At 64.0% G+C, this 20,291-nt stretch carries 19 protein-coding genes; 18 read left to right on the forward strand and 1 reads right to left on the reverse strand.

Annotated features, from left to right (window positions below; genetic code table 11):
• Positions 1 to 237: 237 nt before the first annotated feature.
• The gene (locus QZX93_RS14985; RefSeq protein WP_295391239.1) at positions 238 to 882 is read left to right on the forward strand and encodes a hypothetical protein; all 645 of its coding nucleotides are present in this window, start codon (positions 238 to 240) and stop codon (positions 880 to 882) included.
• Positions 883 to 1,343: 461 nt separating this feature from the next.
• Positions 1,344 to 1,649, forward strand: coding sequence for a hypothetical protein (locus QZX93_RS14990; protein ID WP_295391241.1), 306 nt, complete (start codon positions 1,344 to 1,346; stop codon positions 1,647 to 1,649).
• A gap of 236 nt (positions 1,650 to 1,885) precedes the next feature.
• Here QZX93_RS14990 and QZX93_RS14995 read toward each other — a convergent pair whose 3' ends face one another.
• Complete coding sequence (locus QZX93_RS14995) at positions 1,886 to 5,863, reverse strand: EAL domain-containing protein (RefSeq protein WP_295391243.1); 3,978 nt, start codon at positions 5,861 to 5,863, stop codon at positions 1,886 to 1,888.
• A 439-nt stretch (positions 5,864 to 6,302) separates the two neighbouring features.
• Between QZX93_RS14995 and QZX93_RS15000 the strand changes: the two genes are divergently transcribed.
• The 16 genes from QZX93_RS15000 (at position 6,303) to QZX93_RS15075 (ending at position 20,223) form a co-directional block, all read left to right on the forward strand.
• A complete protein-coding gene (locus tag QZX93_RS15000) occupies positions 6,303 to 6,977 on the forward strand; it encodes a 4Fe-4S dicluster domain-containing protein (RefSeq protein WP_295391245.1) in 675 nt (224 codons plus the stop codon).
• 15 nt (positions 6,978 to 6,992) lie between these two features.
• Entirely contained in the window at positions 6,993 to 8,702 is a 1,710-nt protein-coding gene (locus QZX93_RS15005; protein WP_295391246.1) for an FAD-binding protein, read from the forward strand.
• A gap of 5 nt (positions 8,703 to 8,707) precedes the next feature.
• Entirely contained in the window at positions 8,708 to 9,247 is a 540-nt protein-coding gene (locus QZX93_RS15010) for a ferritin family protein (RefSeq protein ID WP_295391248.1), read from the forward strand.
• A gap of 18 nt (positions 9,248 to 9,265) precedes the next feature.
• Complete coding sequence (locus QZX93_RS15015) at positions 9,266 to 9,685, forward strand: 4Fe-4S dicluster domain-containing protein (RefSeq protein ID WP_295391250.1); 420 nt, start codon at positions 9,266 to 9,268, stop codon at positions 9,683 to 9,685.
• Positions 9,686 to 9,719: 34 nt separating this feature from the next.
• Positions 9,720 to 10,598 (forward strand): CoB--CoM heterodisulfide reductase iron-sulfur subunit B family protein, encoded by an 879-nt coding sequence (locus QZX93_RS15020; RefSeq protein ID WP_295391252.1) that lies wholly within the window; start codon positions 9,720 to 9,722, stop codon positions 10,596 to 10,598.
• A 10-nt stretch (positions 10,599 to 10,608) separates the two neighbouring features.
• Positions 10,609 to 10,848 carry a ferredoxin family protein gene (locus tag QZX93_RS15025; RefSeq protein ID WP_295394718.1) on the forward strand — a complete coding sequence of 80 codons (240 nt, stop codon included), beginning with the start codon at positions 10,609 to 10,611 and terminating at the stop codon, positions 10,846 to 10,848.
• On the forward strand, positions 10,845 to 12,011 hold the full coding sequence (locus tag QZX93_RS15030) for a 2-oxoacid:acceptor oxidoreductase subunit alpha (protein WP_295391256.1): 1,167 nt from the start codon (positions 10,845 to 10,847) through the stop codon (positions 12,009 to 12,011). The genes QZX93_RS15025 and QZX93_RS15030 overlap by 4 nt, the downstream gene beginning before the upstream one ends.
• Positions 12,008 to 12,940: a 2-oxoacid:ferredoxin oxidoreductase subunit beta gene (locus QZX93_RS15035; protein ID WP_295391258.1), complete on the forward strand. Its 933-nt coding sequence runs from the start codon at positions 12,008 to 12,010 to the stop codon at positions 12,938 to 12,940. Before QZX93_RS15030 ends, QZX93_RS15035 begins: the two co-directional genes overlap by 4 nt.
• Positions 12,940 to 13,503 carry a 2-oxoacid:acceptor oxidoreductase family protein gene (locus tag QZX93_RS15040; protein ID WP_295391260.1) on the forward strand — a complete coding sequence of 188 codons (564 nt, stop codon included), beginning with the start codon at positions 12,940 to 12,942 and terminating at the stop codon, positions 13,501 to 13,503. The genes QZX93_RS15035 and QZX93_RS15040 overlap by 1 nt, the downstream gene beginning before the upstream one ends.
• Entirely contained in the window at positions 13,500 to 15,452 is a 1,953-nt protein-coding gene (locus tag QZX93_RS15045; protein WP_295391262.1) for a CoB--CoM heterodisulfide reductase iron-sulfur subunit A family protein, read from the forward strand. Before QZX93_RS15040 ends, QZX93_RS15045 begins: the two co-directional genes overlap by 4 nt.
• Before the next feature lie 69 nt (positions 15,453 to 15,521).
• On the forward strand, positions 15,522 to 15,959 hold the full coding sequence (locus QZX93_RS15050; RefSeq protein ID WP_295391264.1) for a hydrogenase iron-sulfur subunit: 438 nt from the start codon (positions 15,522 to 15,524) through the stop codon (positions 15,957 to 15,959).
• Entirely contained in the window at positions 15,956 to 17,029 is a 1,074-nt protein-coding gene (locus QZX93_RS15055) for a 4Fe-4S dicluster domain-containing protein (protein ID WP_295391266.1), read from the forward strand. Before QZX93_RS15050 ends, QZX93_RS15055 begins: the two co-directional genes overlap by 4 nt.
• Positions 17,030 to 17,033: 4 nt before the next feature.
• Positions 17,034 to 18,098, forward strand: a complete 1,065-nt coding sequence (locus tag QZX93_RS15060; RefSeq protein WP_295391267.1) for a 4Fe-4S dicluster domain-containing protein — start codon at positions 17,034 to 17,036, stop codon at positions 18,096 to 18,098.
• A 19-nt stretch (positions 18,099 to 18,117) separates the two neighbouring features.
• Positions 18,118 to 18,942 (forward strand): FAD/NAD(P)-binding protein, encoded by an 825-nt coding sequence (locus QZX93_RS15065; RefSeq protein ID WP_295391269.1) that lies wholly within the window; start codon positions 18,118 to 18,120, stop codon positions 18,940 to 18,942.
• 542 nt (positions 18,943 to 19,484) lie between these two features.
• A complete protein-coding gene (locus tag QZX93_RS15070; RefSeq protein ID WP_295391271.1) occupies positions 19,485 to 19,769 on the forward strand; it encodes a hypothetical protein in 285 nt (94 codons plus the stop codon).
• Positions 19,759 to 20,223 carry a PIN domain-containing protein gene (locus tag QZX93_RS15075; RefSeq protein ID WP_295391273.1) on the forward strand — a complete coding sequence of 155 codons (465 nt, stop codon included), beginning with the start codon at positions 19,759 to 19,761 and terminating at the stop codon, positions 20,221 to 20,223. The genes QZX93_RS15070 and QZX93_RS15075 overlap by 11 nt, the downstream gene beginning before the upstream one ends.
• The last annotated feature ends 68 nt before the right edge of the window (positions 20,224 to 20,291 follow it).

Genomic DNA, 20,291 nt, shown 5'->3' on the forward strand with positions numbered 1-20,291 from the left:
ATCCGACATCCAACTCGGCTTCATGATCCACCTCGGATAATTTGCTTAACTCTTGCATAAATTATAGACAGTCAACGGAAAAAAAATAAAAAAAATTTATTATAATTCAATTTGTCCAGATGCCATATTATTCTGCTATATGGTTGGCGCTGGCTCCGCCCATTACTCCTCGCCCTGCTGTTTTTCTTTTTCGTCTTCAATCTGCTGCCGGCCCTCGGTGGCGGCGGGAGTAGCAGTATGCTCAGGGGTGATGAATTACGCGGCCTTTCTCAGAATTTGCGTATTTTCAGCACACTCGCCCTGTCGCTGCTGGTCTTTTCCTATCTGGAGATTGCGTTCGGCGGCCGGCAACTGATCGCGCAATTGAGCCAGGCCAGTCTGTTATGGCCCGAGGAGGTCCGCCGGTCCTATGCAGTCAATGAGCTGAAGGTTGACGTGTGCTTCGTGGACCGCTGGATCAGTTTGCGGGTGGTCGCGCGCTACGCCGACATGGTGGTGCGCGCCGTGGTCTATCCCCTCGTGGCCCTGCTGCTGGTGGTGGCCGCGCGCCTGCCCTGGTTCGATACGGGCAAGCTGCCGCTCGGTATCATGGTGGCTTATGTCGTGCTGGCCTTCTACTTGCTGTTGTCCGCCTGGATTGTGCAGCGTGCGGCCCGGCGGATGCGCGATGCGATGCTCACTGACTACCGCAGCCAACTGGTGGACCTGGGTCTCGCGGAAGCCCCGAGCTTAGGCCGTCAACGGCAGTTAGAGTATCTGATCGGCCGGCTCACGACGATGCACGACTTCGCCTTTCAGCGTTTCGCCGAAAACCCCTTGATCAGGGCCGCCGTCCTGCCCTTCGGTAGCCTCGGGCTGGGGTTGCTGGAGTTTTTGGGCTAGGCGTAGTGCGCTGCACCGTCGGGCGTTAAGGTCACATGGTTGCCGCCGCCGGTGCCGGGCCCGTCGAGCATGTTGCAAACTGGAGCATGATCGACAAATGTGCGATATTTGCAGTTACATCCAGTTCAGGTTAGGAGTATCCAATTAGAATCACTACGCAAGATCTATGACGACGCACCCGATGAAATTCGGTTGCCGATCCCTAGCAGCCTGTCGGACTTGATGGCGTAACCGATTGATTAAACAGGAAAACGACTTTTTGGCGCAAAAGAGGAAACTCTTTGCATTCAATCGGTTGCATCACTAAGTCCGACAGCCTGCTAGCGAGTGGCGTCATCGCCGAATCGGGGTCGTTCTCTCGGCACTGGACAGACCAGGCGCCACCTGCCCCGCGCACTCGCTACCGCCTTACAGGGTAGTCCAAGTGGATCGACGAATCGTCGCCGACCGAGATTAGCTGCATGAGCGCTGAAGCCTTTGTCGATACTAATATCTGGGTTTACGCCCATACGGTGCAGGCGGACGATATTCGTGGGCCGTTGGCGCGCGTACTGGTTGATGATGGCCGGCGCTTCGTCATCAGCACCCAAATCCTGAGCGAATATTATTCTGCCATGTTGAAGAGTCGGGCGGCGGATGCGCTTATTCAGGACAACATCGAGGCCATGATCCTGCGAGTTCAGGGCTTCCAGCCTGGCCGGTTCCATGGCCTTGGTCATAACCCCGGCCACCGCGCCAACCGCGAGGTCTGTCGGTGGCCGCCGTAGCGCTGCCGGTAGGTGTGGCCTATGCCCAACTGGCCAACTTCAGCCCGGTGGTGGGCCTCTACGTCGGCAGCCTGCCGATGGTGGCCTTCCTCAACGGCATCTCGCTCTACGTTTGGGCTCGACGCGCAGGGGGTAGCGGTGATCGGGGCCGTGCCCGCGGGGCCTGCCCGAGTTTCAGTGGCCGCGGGTGCCGCTGGACATGCGCGCAGGCATCGCCGCGCGGCGGCCGGCCAACGCTATGTGCGCGGGTCGCGCGACAAGTTGCGTCTGCTGTCCGGGAGCAGGTCGGTCCAATGCGGTGATGGCCGCCAGTTGGCCACCCAGCCGGTGACCGCATCGGCCGGCATCGGGTGGGCGATGCCATAGCCCTGCGCCAGCTCGCAGCCGAGTTGCAGCAGCCGCTCGCACTGCTCCAGGGTCTCCACCCCTTCCGCGCTGGCCTGGCGGGAGAAGGCGTTGGCCAGGCCCAGAATGCTCTCGACGACCGCCATGGCATCCGGGTCGTTGAGCATGTCGCCGACGAAGCTTCGGTCGATCTTCAGCGTGGTGACCCACAGGTGTTTCAGATAGGTCAACGCGGAATAGCCGATGCCAAAATCGTCCAGGGTGCAACTCACCCCGAGTTCGCGGCAGTCCGCGACGGCCTGGGAGACCTGCGCCAGGTCTCGCATCGCATTGACTTCGAGGATCTCCAGCGCGAGGCTCGACGGCTTGATCGCGGGATGGGCCGCCAGCAGGGCACGCAGACGCGCGACAAAATCCGCCTGCTGTAACGGGCGAACGCCGACATTGACGCTGACCGGGAGATCGAGTCCGCTCGCCTGCCAGATGTCCATCTGGGTCAGTGCGGTCTCGATGACCCATTCGTTGAGTTCGCTCGCCAGCGGGTCATCCTCGATCACCGGCAAGAACTCCCGTGGGAGCAGTCGTCCGCGCTGCGGATGTTGCCAGCGGATCAAGGCCTCGACGCCGATGACAGCCCCGCTGCGCAGGTTGATCTTGGGCTGGTAATAGAGCACGAATTCGCGTGCGGCCAGGGCGCGGCGGATACGTTCCAGAGTCTCATGCTCACCCTGGGTGCGATGGTCTTCTGCGACGTTGAAAACATGATAACGATTCTTGCCGGTCAGCTTGGCCTGATACATGGACTGATCGGCCTGACGCAGCAGTTGATCCGCGTCCACCTCCTCCAGTTGCGGATAGAAGCTGACGCCGAGACTGGCCGAGACCCGCACGACGAGATCGCCGAGGGGGATCGGTGCGGCGGCGGCGGCCAGCAGGCGGTTGAGCAGCGGCACACTGGCGTCGCTGCCTTCCAGATCGATCAGCACGGCAACGAACTCGTCGCCACCGAGGCGCGCCAGGGTGTCGCCTTCGCGCAGGGTCTGATTAAGGTGGTGGGCTACGGTCACCAATAACTGGTCGCCAACGGCGTGTCCGTGGGTGTCATTGATGGCCTTGAAGCCATCCAGGTCGAGATAGGCCACCGCCAGGCCCTGCCCCCGTCGCCGGGCCTGGGCCATGGCCTGGTGCAGACGGTCGGCCAGCAGCAGGCGGTTGGGCAGCCCGGTCAGCGCGTCAAAATGGGCGAGGTGTTCAAAGCGCGCTTCACTGTCACGCAGGGCCTGCTCGCGCTCGCGCAACTGCAGTTGCAGTCCAACCCGCAGACGCAGTACCGGCGGATTGATCGGTTTGTGGATGAAATCCGTCGCGCCGGCCTCCAAGGCATTGCGCTCAGTGTCTGGATGGTGGCTGGCGGTCACGTAGATCACCGGAATGTCCTTCAGGCGCGGGTCGGCGTGAAGCGTCCGGCACAGGGTGTAACCGTCCATCCCGGGCATCATGACATCGAGCAGGATCAGCGTCGGCAACCGCTCCGCGGCCAGGCGCTCCAGCGCCTGCGATCCGGATAAGGCAAAGTCGCACCGGCCGATGGGCTGGAGCGCCCGCGCCATGATCTCGACGCTGACGGGATCGTCGTCGACGATCAGGATCCAGGCAGCGGGGCGCTCGGGCATGACTTCAAGCTCGAACAGATCCAGGGCCGCCAGATCATGCCCTGATCGGGCGTCGCCGAGCGCGGTGAGCCGGCCCTCGTGCAGCGGCGCATGGGGGTCTGCATCCGGCACCGGTGCTGCACCGTCCAGCCAGGGCGCCAGCGCGGTGAGCAAGGCGCGTAACCGCGCATCGAAGTCCGCCAGCGCCGGCGCCGGGTCCACCTGCGGGTCGGTGAGCGCGGTCTCCAGCACCTGGGCGCTCTGCGCCAGTGCGAGTGCGCCCAGGTTCCCGGCGAGTCCGCGCAGGGTATGCAGCCGTCGGGTGGCCGCCATGACGTCGCCGCGCGCCAGGGCCTGTTGCGTCTGCCGGGTTGCGTCGGCGAAATCGGCGGCAAACCGATGCGCCAGACGCAGGAAGAACGACCAGTCCCGGTCGAGCAGGCGCGCCGCCCGGCGACCATCAATGCCAGGGATGTCCGGAAACCCCGCCGGACCTGGCGACGGCGTCGGGACCGGCCCCGCGGCCCCGGTCGTAACCGCCGGTGGCGGATCGGTCCAGCGGCGCAGCACCGCGACCAGGTCATCCAGGTCCACGGGCTTCGCCAGGAAGTCGCTGACCCCGGCCTCCTGCGCCTGCTGGCGCTGCTCGGCCAGCACGTTGGCGGAGAAGGCGATCACGGGCAGCGCGGTCAGGCCAAGCGCCTGGCGGATCGCGCGGGTCGCGGTGAGTCCATCCATCACCGGCATCTGGATGTCCATCAGCACGGCATCGATATCCTGGGCGTGGGCGCGCAGACAGTCCAGGGCCTGCTGGCCATCGGCGACCAGGGTCGTGCGGGCACCCTCGCGCCTCAATGCACGTTCGATCACCTCCAGATTCAGGGGGCTGTCATCCACCACCAGACAATGCACGCCGCTCAGGCAGGGTCCGGCTGGCTGCTCGGCGGGCGGCGCCTGGTCCGGCGGCTTGTCGTTCGCGCTGGCCCGCTCGCAGGGCAGTTCAAACCAGAAGGTACTACCGACCCCCAGGGTGCTGTCGACCCCGACGCGCCCCCCCATCCGCTGCACCAACTGTTTGCTGATGGCCAGGCCCAGCCCGGTGCCGCCGAAACGGCGGGTAATGCTCCCATCGGCCTGGGTAAAGGGGGTGCCCAGGATGGCCAGGTGCTCAGGGCCGATCCCGATCCCGGTGTCGCGGACCTCCAGGCGCAGACGCACCGTCCGGGTGTCGACCTCCTGTTGGCTGACCCGGATGAGCACCCCGCCGTGCTCAGTGAATTTCACCGCGTTGCCGACCAGGTTGACGAGGATCTGCTCCAACCGCAGCGGGTCCCCGCGCAGCCAGGGGGCGAGCCCAGCCGGGATCTCGAGCCGGAAGTCGAGCCCCTTGGCCCGGGCCTGCTGACCCAGGAGGTTCGTCACCTGGGCCAGCACCGCCGCCGGCGCGTAGGTCCGCACCTCCAGGCGCAACCGACCGGACTCGAGCTTGGAGAGATCGAGGATGTCGTTGACCAGCCCGAGCAGGGACCGCCCGGCCGCGCGCAGCCCTTGGACCAGGTGGCGCTGCTCGGCGGACAGCGCCTCACCCTCCAACAATTGCGCCAGGCCCAGCATGGCATTGAGCGGGGTGCGGATCTCATGGCTCATGTTGGACAGGAATTCGGACTTGACCCGGGTCGCCTGCTCGGCCGCCTCGCGGGCCTGTTTGAGGTCGGTGACGTCGTAGAAACTGACCAGGAAGGGTTCCGCGAAGGCGCAACCAAGTGCCGCTGTCCCGACCAGCACGGTGCGATCCTTGCCATTCTTGCAGCGGATGGTCACCTCCGGCACCGTCACGAATCGTCCGCCGTTGTGCCGGGCCAGCTCGGTGCGTTCCCACCAGCGGTCCTTGATCCATTGGCGATAGTCGGGATCTGGATAGGCCAGCGCATACCACTCCACCAGGGTAGGAATATCCGCCAGCGTATAGCCGAACAGCTCGAAACAGGCCCGGTTCTGATAGGTGATGCGCAGCTGCGCACCGATCACGAAAAAGGGCACCGGTGCGACGTCGATCATGGCGCGGTACCTTTGCTCGCTAGCGCGCAGGGCGCGGTCGGCCACGTGGCGTTCGGTGACGTCCTGAACATATCCAAAGAGGTGCGTCACACGCTTGTCCGTGCCGATTTCCACATTGCCGACGACCATTAAGACCAGCGTCGCGCCATCCGTGCGCATGGCGCGCAGATCCAACTCAAAGGGCGTGCCCTGAGCCGGAGTCCTGTCCGGTATCTCAACATTGCGGGCTGCACGGCTTCCCACCGCCCCCCCGTCCCGCTGTCTGCGGAAAACCATATTGCACCGCAGCAATACATCTTTATGCCTACAGTTGTTCGGACGGGGCAAATACTATTACAATTTCTCGCACCGGAGTATTGAGTACGTCTAACCTCGTCGGGGTATCACGCACCCGGACCGTCAGACCTGTATTTCGATCACCGGCATCCTTGGGCGGCGCGCGTCGGCGTACCGTCTACCGCTTTTCGGTTTCTGGGCGAGGGTAAGACGAATGGCGATTGCTTGCGCGTCGGACGGGTCTGCCGACCTGGCGCCTGCCTCAGGGCAGGGCGCGCCGCGATCTGTCCATGAGGCGTCCCATGACGCGCCCCATGAGGAGATGGTCACCGTCTATATCATGGGACAGGCCTGCCAGGTGCCGGCCACCGCGACCATCATGGGCGGCATCGAATACGCCGGGCATCAGATCATCCGCGGCGCGGGCTGCCGTGAGGGTTACTGCGGCGCCTGCGCGACCATCTACCGGGTCGCCAACGACTATCGCGTACGCACCGGGCTCGCCTGCACCACGCTGGTCGAGGACGGGATGACCCTGACCCAGATTCCTTCGGTCCCGGCGGGTAAGGCAATCTATTCGATTGCAGACCTGAAGCCCGACGTGAGCGCCATTGCCCAGACCTATCCAGTGGTGTTCCGGTGCGTCGCGTGCAATACCTGTACCCGCTCCTGTCCCCAGGATCTTAAGGTCATGGACTATGTCCAGGCGGCCAAGCGGGGCGACATCCCCGCGATCCTGGACCTGTCCTATTACTGTGTCGCCTGTGGGCTCTGCATGCTGCGCTGCCCCGCCGAGATCACCCAGCCCTTAGTGGCCACACTGGCCAAGCGCCTGTATGGGCGCTACCTCAGCAAGAAGAGTCCGGAATTGGGCGAGCGTATCGCGGCGATCGAGGCCGGGGGCTTTGACGAGGAGTATCGCGGCCTGATGGCGATGACGCCCGAGGCCCTGTCGCGGCGCTATTATGCGCCCGCAGACGACGACGCCGAAGACTAGTCAGAGAGCCGCCACATGTATCCCGATTATATGGCCGAGTCACTGCGCAAGGTCGCCCAGACGCGCCCGCGGCGTTTGGACCTCGCGAAGACCCCGGACCCCGTATTCCCGCCCATGAACGCGGACGAGCGTACCGCGGTCCTGAACGGGTTTCACCCCGATTTCGCAACCGATGCCCGCCGACCCGTGCGCGTCGGCCCCAATCGCGGCGAGGTGCTGACCACCGAGGTGGCGGACCTCTTGGAGTCGCACTCATGGCTGCGTTCCGACCGGGTGAATCTGGATCGCCCGGATATCGAGACCGATCTGCTCATCATCGGCGGCGGGGGCGCCGGGTGCAGCGCGGCGCTGGTGGCCATGCAGGAGCACGGCATGCGCTCCGTCATTGCCACCAAGTTGCGCATCGGCGATGCGAATTCGATGATGTCCGAGGGCGGCATGCAGGCCGCGGTGGCGCGCGACGACTCGCCGCCCCGCCACTATCTGGACGCCATCGGGGGCGGGCATTTCGCCAACAAACCCGAACTCGTCCGGGCCCTCACTGAGGATGCGCCCAAGATCGTCCAATGGCTGGAGGACCTGGGGGTGGTCTGGGACAAGGAGCCGGACGGGAGCCTCCAGGTGTTGCATGGCGGGGGGACCTCGCGCAAGCGGATGCTCTCGTGCCGCGACCATATCGGTGCGATGATCATGCGCACGCTGATGGACGAGGTACGCAACCATCCTGACCTCATCACCGTCCAGGAGTTCATGCCCGCGGTCGAATTGCTGCTCGATGATGCCGGGCGGTGCGCCGGTGCGGTGCTGTATAACATCGACAGCGAGGAATTCCTGATCGTCAGGGCCAAGGCCACCGTGATCACGACCGGCGGGTTCGGCCGCTTGCATATCCGCGGCTTCGATACCACCAATCATTATGGCGCCACGGGCGACGGGCTGGTCATGGCCTACCGCGCCGGGGCCAAGCTGATCTACATGGACTCGGTGCAATATCACCCCACGGGTGCGGCCTTCCCGGAGCAGATCGCGGGCTTTCTCGTCACCGAAAAGGTGCGCGGCGCCGGCGGCCAGCCATTGAACAAGGACGGCGAGCTGTTCGTCTTTCCCCGGGAGCCGCGGGATATCGAGGCCTCGGCCTTCATCCGCGAATGCCGCCACCACGCGGGCGGGATCGAGACCCCCTCGGGTCGGCTCGGGGTCTGGCTCGATATCCCGATCATCGATCAGTTGCACGGTGCGGGATTCGTCGCGCACCATTTCGCCGCGCATCACCACAAGTTCCTCCGTTACAAGATCGATATCACCCAGGAGCCGATCCTCGTCTATCCCTCGCTGCACTACCAGAACGGCGGGGTTGAAATCAACGCCCAATGCGAGACCAGCATCCCCGGTCTCTATGTCGCGGGGGAGGCGAGTGGGGGTGTGCATGGGCGCAACCGGCTGATGGGCAACTCGGTGCTGGACTACAACGTATTCGGTCAACGGGCGGGTCGCTTCGCCGCGGCCTATGCCGCCGAGGTCAAGCTAGGCCGCATGACCATGGCCCATGTAGAGGCACATGAGCGTGAGCTGGCGGCAGCGGGCATCGACACCGCGCTGGTGACCCCCGTCCTGTTGCCGTCCTACGCGCCGGAGGATGTCCAGAGTCGTCAATGGGCGAAACGTGGCCGCCTCAACCCAGGTGCCACGGGTTTGCGCAATCGCTTGCACCCGGAGCTGGGGTAACCGGCATGATGAACCCTCGCCCAAGCGATGCCCTGATCGGCCTCATCCGCAGTGCGCTCCGGCTGGAACTGGATGGACGGGCGTTTTACCGCCAGGCCGCCAGTGTCACCGCGCACCCGAGCGGCAAGCGGATGTTTCTGCGTCTGGCCGATCAGGAGCAGAACCATTTTGAAGAGCTAGGTGCCTTGTTTTCCGACCTGGTCGGCGTCTCCGAATGGGAGCAGCTCGCGGCCGAAGAGGCGGCGAACACCCAAAAATCTCCGGTCATTGCCCAACTGGAGGCCGCGGTCGCGGCGCGTGGCCACGGTGCGGTCGCCGACGATACCCAGGCCTTGCGCATCGCGATGGAACTGGAGCGGCGCGCCCTGTCCTTTTTCAACGGGCTCATTGAGCATGCCGCCGATCCAAACCAGCGGGCGCTCTTGCAGGAACTCGCGGAAGAAGAGCGTTTCCATTACGACATTCTCCAAGCCCAACTCGATAGCGTGCTCAATGTCGGCATCTGGCTCGACGCGCCCGAGTTTCGCCTGGATGCCAAGTTCTGACCGGACCGCGGAGCTTCCATGAGTGTTCCAGTACGCATCTATCCCGAACGGTCGCGCCGCGGCTTCGTGGACCAGGTCGAAGCGTTGAGCGGCCAGCGCCTGCTCGCGTGCTATCAGTGCGGAAACTGCTCGGCCGGCTGTCCGATGGCTGACCATATGGAGCTGCTCCCCCATCAGATCATCCGCTTGGCCCAACTGGGACTGGGCGAGACGCTGTGTGGGTCGCGGGCCATTTGGGCCTGCGTGTCGTGCCTGACGTGCAACGGCCGCTGTCCCAAGGGCGTGCGGATCGCCGAGGTGATCGAGGCGGTGCGGGAGGTCGTATTGCGCACCAACCGACGCGACGACCGGCTTGAGGTCTCTGCACTCCCGGCCGAGCGCCTCGCCTCGCTGCCGCCCATTGCCTTGATCAGCGCCATGCGCAAGCTGACCTCGTGATTGCCGCCTGGTGATTGAAAGTGGAACAAAAGCCATGAGGATTAGCTACTTCCCGGGATGTACGCTCAAGAATCACGCAGTCAATTTCGATGATTCCACCATTGCCGCCTGTACCCGTCTGGGGCTTGAGGTCAAGGAATTGGATCGTTGGAACTGCTGCGGGACGGTGCATGGCCTGGCGGCCGACGACCTGATCCATCGGATGGCCCCCATTACCAATCTGATTCGCGCCAAGGAGGCGGGGGCCGACGCCTTCATGACCGGCTGTGCCATGTGTTACAGCACGTTGAAGCGGGCCAATCTGCATCTGCGTCAAAACCCGGAGGCGCTCTCGGTGGTGAACGGATTCCTGTCACTGGAGCAGACGGACTATCGTGGAGACCTCGATGTACTGCACCTGCTCGAATTGCTGCGGGATCGTATCGGCTTCGAGCAGTTGGCCGCACGGGTGGAGCGTCCGCTTTCGGGCCTGCGGGTCGCCTGCTATTACGGGTGTCTCCTGGTGCGCCCGCGCGAGGCGGCCATCGACGACAGCGAGCAGCCCCGGGTGATGGAAGACCTGATGGCGGCCCTGGGGGCCACGCCGGTGGCGTTCCCCTTGAAGACCGAGTGCTGCGGGGCCTATCAGGTGGTCGCCGATCCCGGGATCATCGCCGAACGCACGCGTCGTATCATGGGTTCGGCGGCGAGTCATGGTGCGGACCTGGTGGTGATGAGTTGTCCGCTCTGCGCCTACAATCTCGATGATCGTCAGGCCGACGCCCGCCGCCTCGACCCCGATCTGGCGCCACTGCCGGTCTTTTATTTCACCCAATTGATGGCGTTGGCATTGGGCTGCGGCGAGGAGGTGCTGCGGCTGGAACGCCATCGGACCGACCCGCGGGCGCCGCTGACCGCCCGCGGCCTACTCTGAGACCACCGCTATGCTGTTCGGTAACCTGCAGCCGGTCCAGGGACGGGTCCTGATCAACAAGAACTTGTGCAAGGGCTGCGGCTTTTGTGTCCAGTTCTGTCCCATGAATGTGTTGGACACCTCCAGCGAGTTCAACGCCAAGGGCTATCATCCGCCCTACGTCAAGGCCCCGGAGAAATGCCGGGACTGCATGTTCTGTGAGCTGATTTGTCCCGATTTTGCTATCCGAGTGGAGCGACTGGCGCAGTGAATATCGTACATGCGGATCCGCGAGGGGTCGATTCCGGCGCCCATTTCATGGACGGCGACCATGCGATCGCCGAGGGTGCCCTCGCGGCCGGCTGCCGCTTCTTTGCGGGCTATCCGATCACCCCCTCGACCGAGACCGCCGAGCGGTTCGCCGAGCGGGCGCCGGAGGTCGGTGCCATGTTCATCCAGATGGAGGACGAGATCGCCTCCATCGCCGCGCTCATCGGGGCGGCTTGGGGTGGTCAGAAGGCGATGACGGTCACCTCCGGCCCCGGCTTTTCACTGATGATGGAGAACATTGGCCTCGCGGCCATGACGGAGACCCCCATTGTGCTGGCGAATGTCCAGCGGGGTGGTCCTTCCACCGGGTTGCCGACCCTCACCGCCCAGCAGGACATGTTCCAGGCGCGCTTCGGTTCCCACGGCGACTACAACATCATCGCCCTGTGCCCGGACAGCCCGCAGGAGTGCTTCGACCTCACCGTGGAGGCCTTCAACCTGGCCGAGGCCTATCGCACCCCGGTCTTCATCATGACCGACGAGACCGTGGGTCACATGCATGAGAAGGTCGTGATCCCGCCGGCGGATCAGATCAAGGTCGTCGAGCGCAACCTGTTCACTGGGCCCAAGGAGGACTTCCGCCCGTATCGTTTCGATTGCCAGGGCGGGCATCCGATGACGCGTGCCGGGGATGGGTATCGCTTTCACGTCACCGGCCTGACTCACGATGAGCGTGGCTATCCGTTGATGACACCGGCGCAGAATCAGGTCGTCGTCACCCACCTGATCGAGAAGATCAACGGGAACGCCGAGCACATCATCCGGCTGGAGGAGGACCAGGTCGAAGGGGCCGAGGTGGTGGTCATCTCCTACGGGATCACCTCGCGGATCGCGGTGCGCGCCGTGGCCGAGGCCCGCAAGAAGGAGATCAAGGTCGGGTCCTTGCGGCTCATCACGGTCTGGCCGTTCTGCGAACAGCGCATTCGTGAACTGGCCGGCCAGGTCCGGGCGATCGTGGTCGCCGAGATCAACTACGGACAGATGGTCCGTGAGGTCGAACGGTGTGCCGCCGGGCGCTGCCAGGTGGTGAGCGTCAATCATTGCGGCGGTGCGGTGCATGACCCCGAGGTCATCACCAAGGCGATTGAGGAGGCCTGTCGATGAACGCCCAGTCTGCGGAGTTTTCAAGCGAGGATCGCATCGGCGCCATGCTGCGCACCGAGCGCATGCCTCACATCTGGTGTCCCGGGTGCGGGATCGGGTCGGTGGTGACCTGCTTCGTCGATGCGGTGCTGCGCAGCGGCATCGATCAGGACAAACTGGTCGTGGTATCCGGTATCGGCTGTTCCGGGCGGGTCGCGGGCTATGTGAATTTCGACTCGATTCATGCGACCCACGGTCGGGCCATCCCGGTGGCGACCGGGCTCAAGCTGGCGAACCCGGAACTCACGGTCGTCGTCATCAGTGGCGATGGCGACCTGATGAGTATCGGCGGCAATCACTTCGTTCACGCCGCGCGGCGCAACATGGACCTGGTGGTGATCTGTATCAACAACTTTACCTACGGCATGACCGGCGGCCAGGTGACACCGACCACCCCGGGGTCGGCCACCGCATCGACTACGCCCTACGGTAATTATGAATACCCGCTGACCCTGCCGTTTCTGGCGGACGCCTGCGGGGCCAGCTATATCGCACGCTGGACCTCGCTGCACGCGCGCAACATCACCCAGTCGGTGGAGGAGGCGCTGACCCGGCGCGGGTTCTCATTCATCGAGGTCATCACCCCCTGTACGACGCTCTATCTGCGGCGCAACCGGCTGGGCGACGGGGTGGATGCGCTGCAATACTACCAGAGCAATTCAGAGATACTCCACGGTATCGATACCCGTGAGACGGCCATCGAGTTGCAGGGCAAGATCGCGGTGGGCAAGTTCGTCGATCGCCCAAAGCCCACCTATCTGGATGCGGTGACGCGGTGCAACGCAAAACTGATCGGTGACGATTACCAGCTCTATGGCAAGACGGAGCCGGAAAAAAAGGCCGAGGAGGCGAAAAAGGCCGAGCACCCAGTGACGAGCGGACACCCCTGATGAGTACCACCGAGATCCGTTTCTCCGGTTTCGGCGGGCAGGGCATCATCCGTTGCGCCCTGATCACCGGCAAGGCCTTGGCGCTCTACGACGACAAGTTCGCGACCATGACCCAGAGCTTCGGTCCGGAGGCCCGGGGCAGCGCCTGCTCCGCCCAGTTGGTGGTGTCGGCGCAGCGGGTGCTCTATCCCTATATCACGGCCCCGACGGTGCTGATGGCGCTGTCGCAGGATGCCTATGACAAGTATCACCCGGAGCTGGGTCACGGCGGAACCCTGATCGTCGAGGAGGACCTGGTGAAGCTCGGCGGCCATGACCCGCGGTTGCAGGTGTGGCGCGTCCCGGCGACCCGGGTGGCCGAGTCGCTCGGCAACCGCCTGTTCACTAACTTGGTCGCTCTGGGCTTTTTTACCGCGGTCACCGGGGTGGTCACCGCCGAGGCGATGAAACGGGCACTCCCCGGGTTGGTTCCGGACCGCTTCCTGAAGGTCAACATCAAGTCCTTCGAGCAGGGCTATGAACACGGCGTCCAGTTGCGGGAAGCGCAGGCCCCAGCACCATGAGCGGTAAGCGGATCGGCGTCTTCGTCTGCCATTGCGGCAACAATATTGCCGGCACGGTCGACGTCGCGCAGGTGGCATCGGTGATGGCGGCCGAGGACGGCGTGGTGTGTACCAGCGACCATGCCTATATGTGCTCGGACCCGGGTCAGAACGCGGTCATTGCGGCGATTAAGGAAAACGCGCTCGACGGCGTGGTGGTCTCCTGCTGTTCCCCGAATCTGCACGAACGCACCTTCCGTGAGAATGCCAAGGCGGCTGGGCTCAACGCCTTCGACTGCGAGATTGCCAACATCCGAGAGCAATGCGCCTGGGTACACCGGGACCCGGGTGAGGCGACCGAGAAGGCGATCCGCATCTCGCGCGTCGCGGTGCGTCGGCTCGGACGCAGCCGTCCACTCGAGCCCATCGACACCGGGGTGACCAGGCGGGTCCTGGTGGTAGGCGCGGGTATCGCCGGGATTCAGGCGTCGCTCGACCTGGCCGCGGCGGGTCTAGATGTCCTGCTGGTGGAGCGCCAGGCGACCATCGGGGGGCGCATGATGGGCCTGTCGGAGACCTTCCCGACCCTCGACTGTTCTCAGTGTGTCCTGTCCCCGCGGATGGTCGAGGTGGCGCGGCACCCGCGGATTACCCTGATGGTATCCAGCGAGGTGGAAAAGGTCTCGGGCTACGTGGGTAATTTCCAGGTCAAGATTCGCCGGCAGGCCGCCTTTGTGGACCCCGACCTGTGCAAGCTCTGCGATGACTGTGCCCAGGTCTGTCCGGTGGTAGTCCCCAACGAATACGAATTGGGTTTGAGTGCGCGGCGTGCCATCTTCATGCCCTACCCCCAGGCCATCCCGGCCACGTATACCCTGGATGAGTCGAGTTGTCTCGGGCTCAATCCAGTGGTCTGCGGCAAGTGCCGGGATGTCTGCGAGGCCGGGGCGATCACCTACGACCGCAAGCCCGAGACGGTGGTGGAGCAGGTCGGGGCGGTCGTGGTGGCCACCGGCTTCGATCTCTACGGTCAGGAGCAACTCGGCGAGTATGGCCTGGGCGCGATCGAAGACGTGCTCGATGGTCTACAGTACGAGCGGCTCTGCTCGGCCTCCGGACCGACCAAGGGCAAGATACTGCGCCCATCCGATCACCGGGCGCCTAAGGACGTGGTCTTCATCCAATGTGTCGGCTCGCGCGACCCGGCACGCCACTGCGCCTGGTGCTCCAAGATCTGCTGCATGTATACCGCCAAGCATGCCAAGCTCTTCAAGCATCAGGTCCCGGACGGTCGCGCCTACGTCTTTTATATCGATATCCGATCCGGTGGCAAGGGCTACGAGGAGTTCGTGCAGGGGGTCATGGAGGAGGATGAGGTCATGTATCTGCGCGGGCGCGTCTCGCGGGTCTACCAGGACGGGGATAAGGTCCGGGTCTTCGGCACCGATACGCTGTCGGGGCAGAATGTGGAGATCGAAGCCGATCTGGTTGTATTGGCCCTGGCCATGCAGCCGTCCGCCGGCACCGCGGCCATTGCGAAGACGCTCAAGATCAGCCGCGACAAGGACGGTTTTCTGGCCGAGGCCCATCCCAAGCTCAGGCCAGTGGAAAGCGTGACTGCCGGGGTCTTTCTGGCCGGCACCGCGCAGGGACCCAAGGACATCCCCGAGACGGTCGCCCAGGCCAGCGCCGCGGCCGCCAAGGCGATTGGCTTGCTGTCCCAGCCGCGACTCAGTCATGCGCCCACCGTGGCCCAGGTGCGGTCCCGGCTCTGCACCGGCTGTCGGATGTGTGTCGATACTTGTCCCTACGATGCGATCCGTCTGGTCCAGGGCAAGGCGGTGGTGACGGATGTGCTGTGCGAGGGTTGCGGTAGCTGTGTGGCCTCCTGTCTGCGTGCCGCCATCCAGGTCAAGAACTCGTCGCCCTTGCAGATGAAAGAGATGATTGAGGCGGTGCTGCGGGTGTAGGGCGTTGCCTATCCCATTGCGTTCATTCGCGGGCACCAGGTCCGCTGCAACTCTATTGACCGGTATACCATGGCAGAAGACCCCAAGACACCCTACGAGCCCAGGATCGTCGCATTTCTGTGCAAATGGTGCTCGTCCGCGGGCAGCGACCTCGCGGGGGTATCGCGTATCCAATACCCGGCCAATGCGACGCCGATTACGGTGCCGTGTTCCGGCAGCGTCTCGCCGCAATACATCCTGACCGCCTTTCGCAAAGGGGCCGACGGGGTCTTGGTCTCCGGTTGCCATCTCGGGGATTGTCACTATCTCGAAGGCAATTATCTGGCCCGCCGCAAGCTGTTTCTGGTGAAAGAGCTATTGGAATTCATCGGGCTGGAGCCGGAGCGCTTTCGGATGTCCTGGGTATCCGCCGCCGAGGGGGCCAAGTTTGCCCAGGTCATTACCGATTTCGTCGCCGACCTGAGGCCACTGGGGCCCCAGGATAAGTTACAGGGGCAACGCCCGTGATCGATCCGGAGGAACTTCGCACCCGCGCGCGCGACCTGCTGGAGGGCGGTCAGGTGCGCGCGGTGATCGGGTATCGGCGCGGCTCGCGCGGCTGGGCCGCCGAGCCGGTCGTCATCACGCGGCCCGAGGAGGCGCAGGACCTGGTGTGGGACCCCTCCTGCGTCCACAACCTGGCCCTGTACCTGGTCCAGGACCGCCGGCGCCGGGGCGCGCTACGCGAGTCGACGGATCGGCCGATCGGTATCCTGGCCAAGGGCTGCGACGCCCGCGCCATCGTGGTACTGATGCAGGAGAACTATGTCCAGCGCGATGAGGTGTACATCATCGGCCTCTCCTGCGAATCCAGCGGCATGCTCGATGAGCGCAAGCTGGCCGGCGCCGCCGAGGGGATCGACCCGCAAGCGCTGGAGGCGGTGGACTTTGAGGGTGACGCGTTCGTGCTGTCCTCCCAGCACCAGCAGTGGCGGCTACCGGCCGCCGGGGTGATGGCCGAGCGTTGCCTGGAGTGCCGCAATCCCTGTCCCAAGGTCCATGACACCTTGCTCGGGAAGGAACCGCGCGAGCAGGAGCGGCGCGGCACGGCATCGGCCCCGACCATGTCCGACCCCTTCGCCGAACTGCAACGATTCGAACAGACGGCGGACTCGGCCGCGGCCCGCTGGGACTTCTGGTCCCGGCAGTTCGATCGCTGTATCCGCTGTTTCGCCTGCCGCAGCGTCTGTCCGATGTGCTACTGCGAGGAATGCATGGTGGACAGCATTTCCTTCACGGTGACGCCCGACACCACCGCGCAGGAGAAGGCCAACCGCCTGCGCTGGATCGAGCGTTCGGCCAGCCGCTCGGATAACATCGGTTATCACCTGACCCGGGCGCTGCACCTGGCGGGCCGTTGTATCGATTGCGGCGAATGCGAGCGTGTCTGTCCCGTGCGCATACCGCTGCGCCTGCTCAATACCAAGATGGAGCGGGAATCGCGCGAGCGCTTCGGCTATGAACCCGGTGCCAGCGTCGAGGTGGCGGCGCTCCTGGCTTCCTTCCGCGACGACGACCCCAATGACTTCATCAGGTAGCCCCATGGAGCGAATACTCGATAAGGGCCGGCTCGGCGCATGGGTCGCCGCGCTCGCCGACTGGACCGTCCTCGCCCCGGCGATGCAGGATGGTCTCTGGGCCTATCGCCCGGTCGCGGGCGGTGAGGCAAGCCTGACCCTGGGGCACCCCAACACGGTGCAGCCGCCCAAGGGCCAGTCCTTTCCCCAGCGGGAGGTCTTCTTCACCTTCGACGAGACCCCGGACGGCCAGCCCCGGCTGACCCCGCTGGTCCCACGACCCGGGCCCCGGTTGGTGTTTGGTGTGCGCCCCTGCGACGGCCAGGGTCTCACGCACCTGGACCAGGTCTTCGGCGAGGAGGCCCCGGACGCCTATTACCAGGCGCGCCGCGGCACCTTGGCCTATGTGGGGCTCGCCTGTAACAGCCCGCCCAGCCGCCACTGTTTCTGCACATCCGTTGGCGGCTCGCCCTTCGGCGAGGCGGGGCTGGACGTGTTGATGATCGATTTGAGTGACCGCTACCTGGTGCGGGCGCTGACCCCGGTTGGCGAGACCCTGATGACGGCAGGGCAGGGGGTGCTGACCGAGGCGGGCGCGGATGACCGCGCCGAGGCGCAGCAGCGGCGGCTCGCGGCGCTGGCGCATCCCCAACGCGCGGTCGCCGCGCCGCAGGCAGTGCCCGAGCGCCTGAAGGCCGGTTTCGGATCGGCCCTGTGGGAGCGCCTGGCCCAGCCGTGCATCGGCTGCGGCATCTGCACCTTCCTCTGCCCCACCTGTCACTGTTTCGATATCAACGACGAGGTGGCCAGCCAGTCCCCGGTGTGCGGCAGCCGGGTGCGGACCTGGGACAGTTGCCAGTTTCCCGACTTCACCATGCACACCTCGGGGCACAACCCCAGGGCCGACCTCGGTGCCCGGCTGCGCCAGCGGGTCAGTCACAAGTTCCTGTATTATTTTGAAAATCACGGCGTTTTTCAGTGTACCGGGTGCGGCCGGTGTATCATCGCCTGCCCGGTCGGGATCGATATCATTGCCGTGGTCAATCAGGTGGCCGCCGAGGCCGCCGCCATGCCACCGGCCGACAGCTAAAGCAGCGGGGAGAGACAGGATGGAGGGCAATATCTATCTGCCGCAACTGGCGCGCGTGGTCGCTATCCATGAGGAGGTGCCGGGCGAGCGCGCCATCAAGACCTTCCGGCTCGAATTCATCGACGGGGACGGTTTCACTCACAAGTGCGGTCAGTGTGCGATGCTCTCGATCTTCGGTCGGGGCGAGTCGATGATCTCCATCGCCTCCTCGCCGCTGGTCCATGACTACAAGCAGTTCAGCATCATGCGCGCCGGGCGGGTCACCTCCGCCTTTCATGAACTGGCCGTTGGCGCCCAGGTCGGGATTCGTGGCCCCTTCGGCAACAGCTTTCCGGTGAATGACTGGCACGGCAAGCATCTGGTCTTCATCGGCGGCGGCTGCGGGCTGGCGCCGATCTGGCCGGTGATCCAGACCGCGGTCACCAAGCGCGAGGACTTCGGCAGCATCACGGTCTTTTACGGCGGACGCAGTCCCCGCGACATCATGTATCGCGCCGAGCTCGAAAAGCTCCGCGGCACGGCCGAGGTCTACCTGTCGGTGGATAGTCCGGATGACGGTTGGGAGGAATACTGCGGATTCGTACCCGCCAACCTGATGGAAAAGGAGCCATCGCCCGAGGACGCCATCGCCATCACCTGCGGTCCCCCGGCGATGATCAAGTTTGTGATCAAGAACCTCCATGCCCTGGGCTTCCAGGACGAGCAGATCTACACCACCGTCGAGAATAAGATGAAGTGCGGTATCGGCAAATGCGGCCGGTGCAACGTCGGCAAGGACTATGTCTGTACCAAAGGCCCGGTCTATTCCTGGGCCGATCTGAAAGAGTTGCCGCAGGAGTATTGACCGGGAGTGACCCTGGGGTGGGGCGGCCTCAGCGGACGCGCAGCGCGTGGTCATCGGTCCGCGCAGCGGACCCTACGGGCTGCAAGAAACAGTTCCTCGCTGTTGGGCGCGGGCACCGGGATTTCAATCCAGTCACTGCGCTCGGTGGGCAAAGAGGGTGACAACACGTACAGGCGATCGATGACGCCCAGCGCCGAGTGATCGCGCAAAGGCTCCGATTGCGGACGAACCAGTGTCGCACCACTGACGCCTGGATCAATACCCACATGCCCGCAAATCCGCGCGTCAGACAGGCCCGAGTCAGGCGTAAACCCAATTTTATTAGAGAGTTAGTAACATTGTTGGCGGGGCGAATGCCCCGTCAGGCGCTTAGAAAGCGAGCCTGGCCGCTTTTCCGTGGCCCCTTCCCGGTGAGGGTCTGGTCTTCACGTTGCTCTGTCTGCCGTTGGGCTGGATTTCGCAGGCCACGCGGCGCTTGGATGCCCCGGCCCCTTGGCGTAAACTTAAAAAAGACACTTCAGCACAAGCAGAAAAGACCCGACATGGTTACTGCAAACCCGATCCGCGAGCAGTTGAAGCAGGAGCTTCACCAGATTCCAGACGGTAAGCTTGCCGAGATTCTGGACCTCGTTCACTACTTTCGCGTAGGCGTCCAGATGGAACAGCGTGGCGGCGTCAACATCGAGCTATTTCCCGCGCATACCGACGAGCAGATCCTCGACGAGCTTCGCGCCTTCATTCGCCGGCCCAACTCCGCACCGCTGGGCGAGTTCCGGCTAAACCTGGAAGGTTATCGCTTCAACCGCGAGGAAGCGAATGAGCGTTGAGTACTTCCTCGATACGAATATTCTTTTATACCGCTACTCCGATCAGGATATCGAAAAACGCCGAATTGCCGCCAACCTGCTTGAGAGTGGACGGGCCATTGCGAGCGCTCAGGTGTTGAACGAATTTTGCAACGTGGCTCGCCGGAAGTTCCCGGCCTCGTATACTAAGATCGAGTCCACGCTCACTGAAATTCAAGGGCTGCTGCCGATTATGCCGTTGGACTTTATCGACACCATGAGCGCCGTCCGCATCTCGTCCCGCTACCAATATAGCTTCTATGACTCGCTCATCCTGGCATCCGCTGAGCGGCATGGTTGCCGCGTGGTACTCTCCGAAGATATGCAGAGCGGTCAGACATTGGATAGTGGCGTTCGGATTTGGCTCGACTTTGGCCATTTCAGGGAGTCGAGGCCAGTTGATCCAGCACGCATTGCCAGTCCTGGCGGGAAATGACGAGGGATTCCGGGTCTGGGGTTGATGTGACGAAATTCGACGCGGCCCAGCTGGTGCGGCGCACCAAG

Source organism: uncultured Thiodictyon sp. (genome assembly GCF_903946935.1).
Taxonomy (GTDB): Bacteria; Pseudomonadota; Gammaproteobacteria; order Chromatiales; family Chromatiaceae; genus Thiodictyon.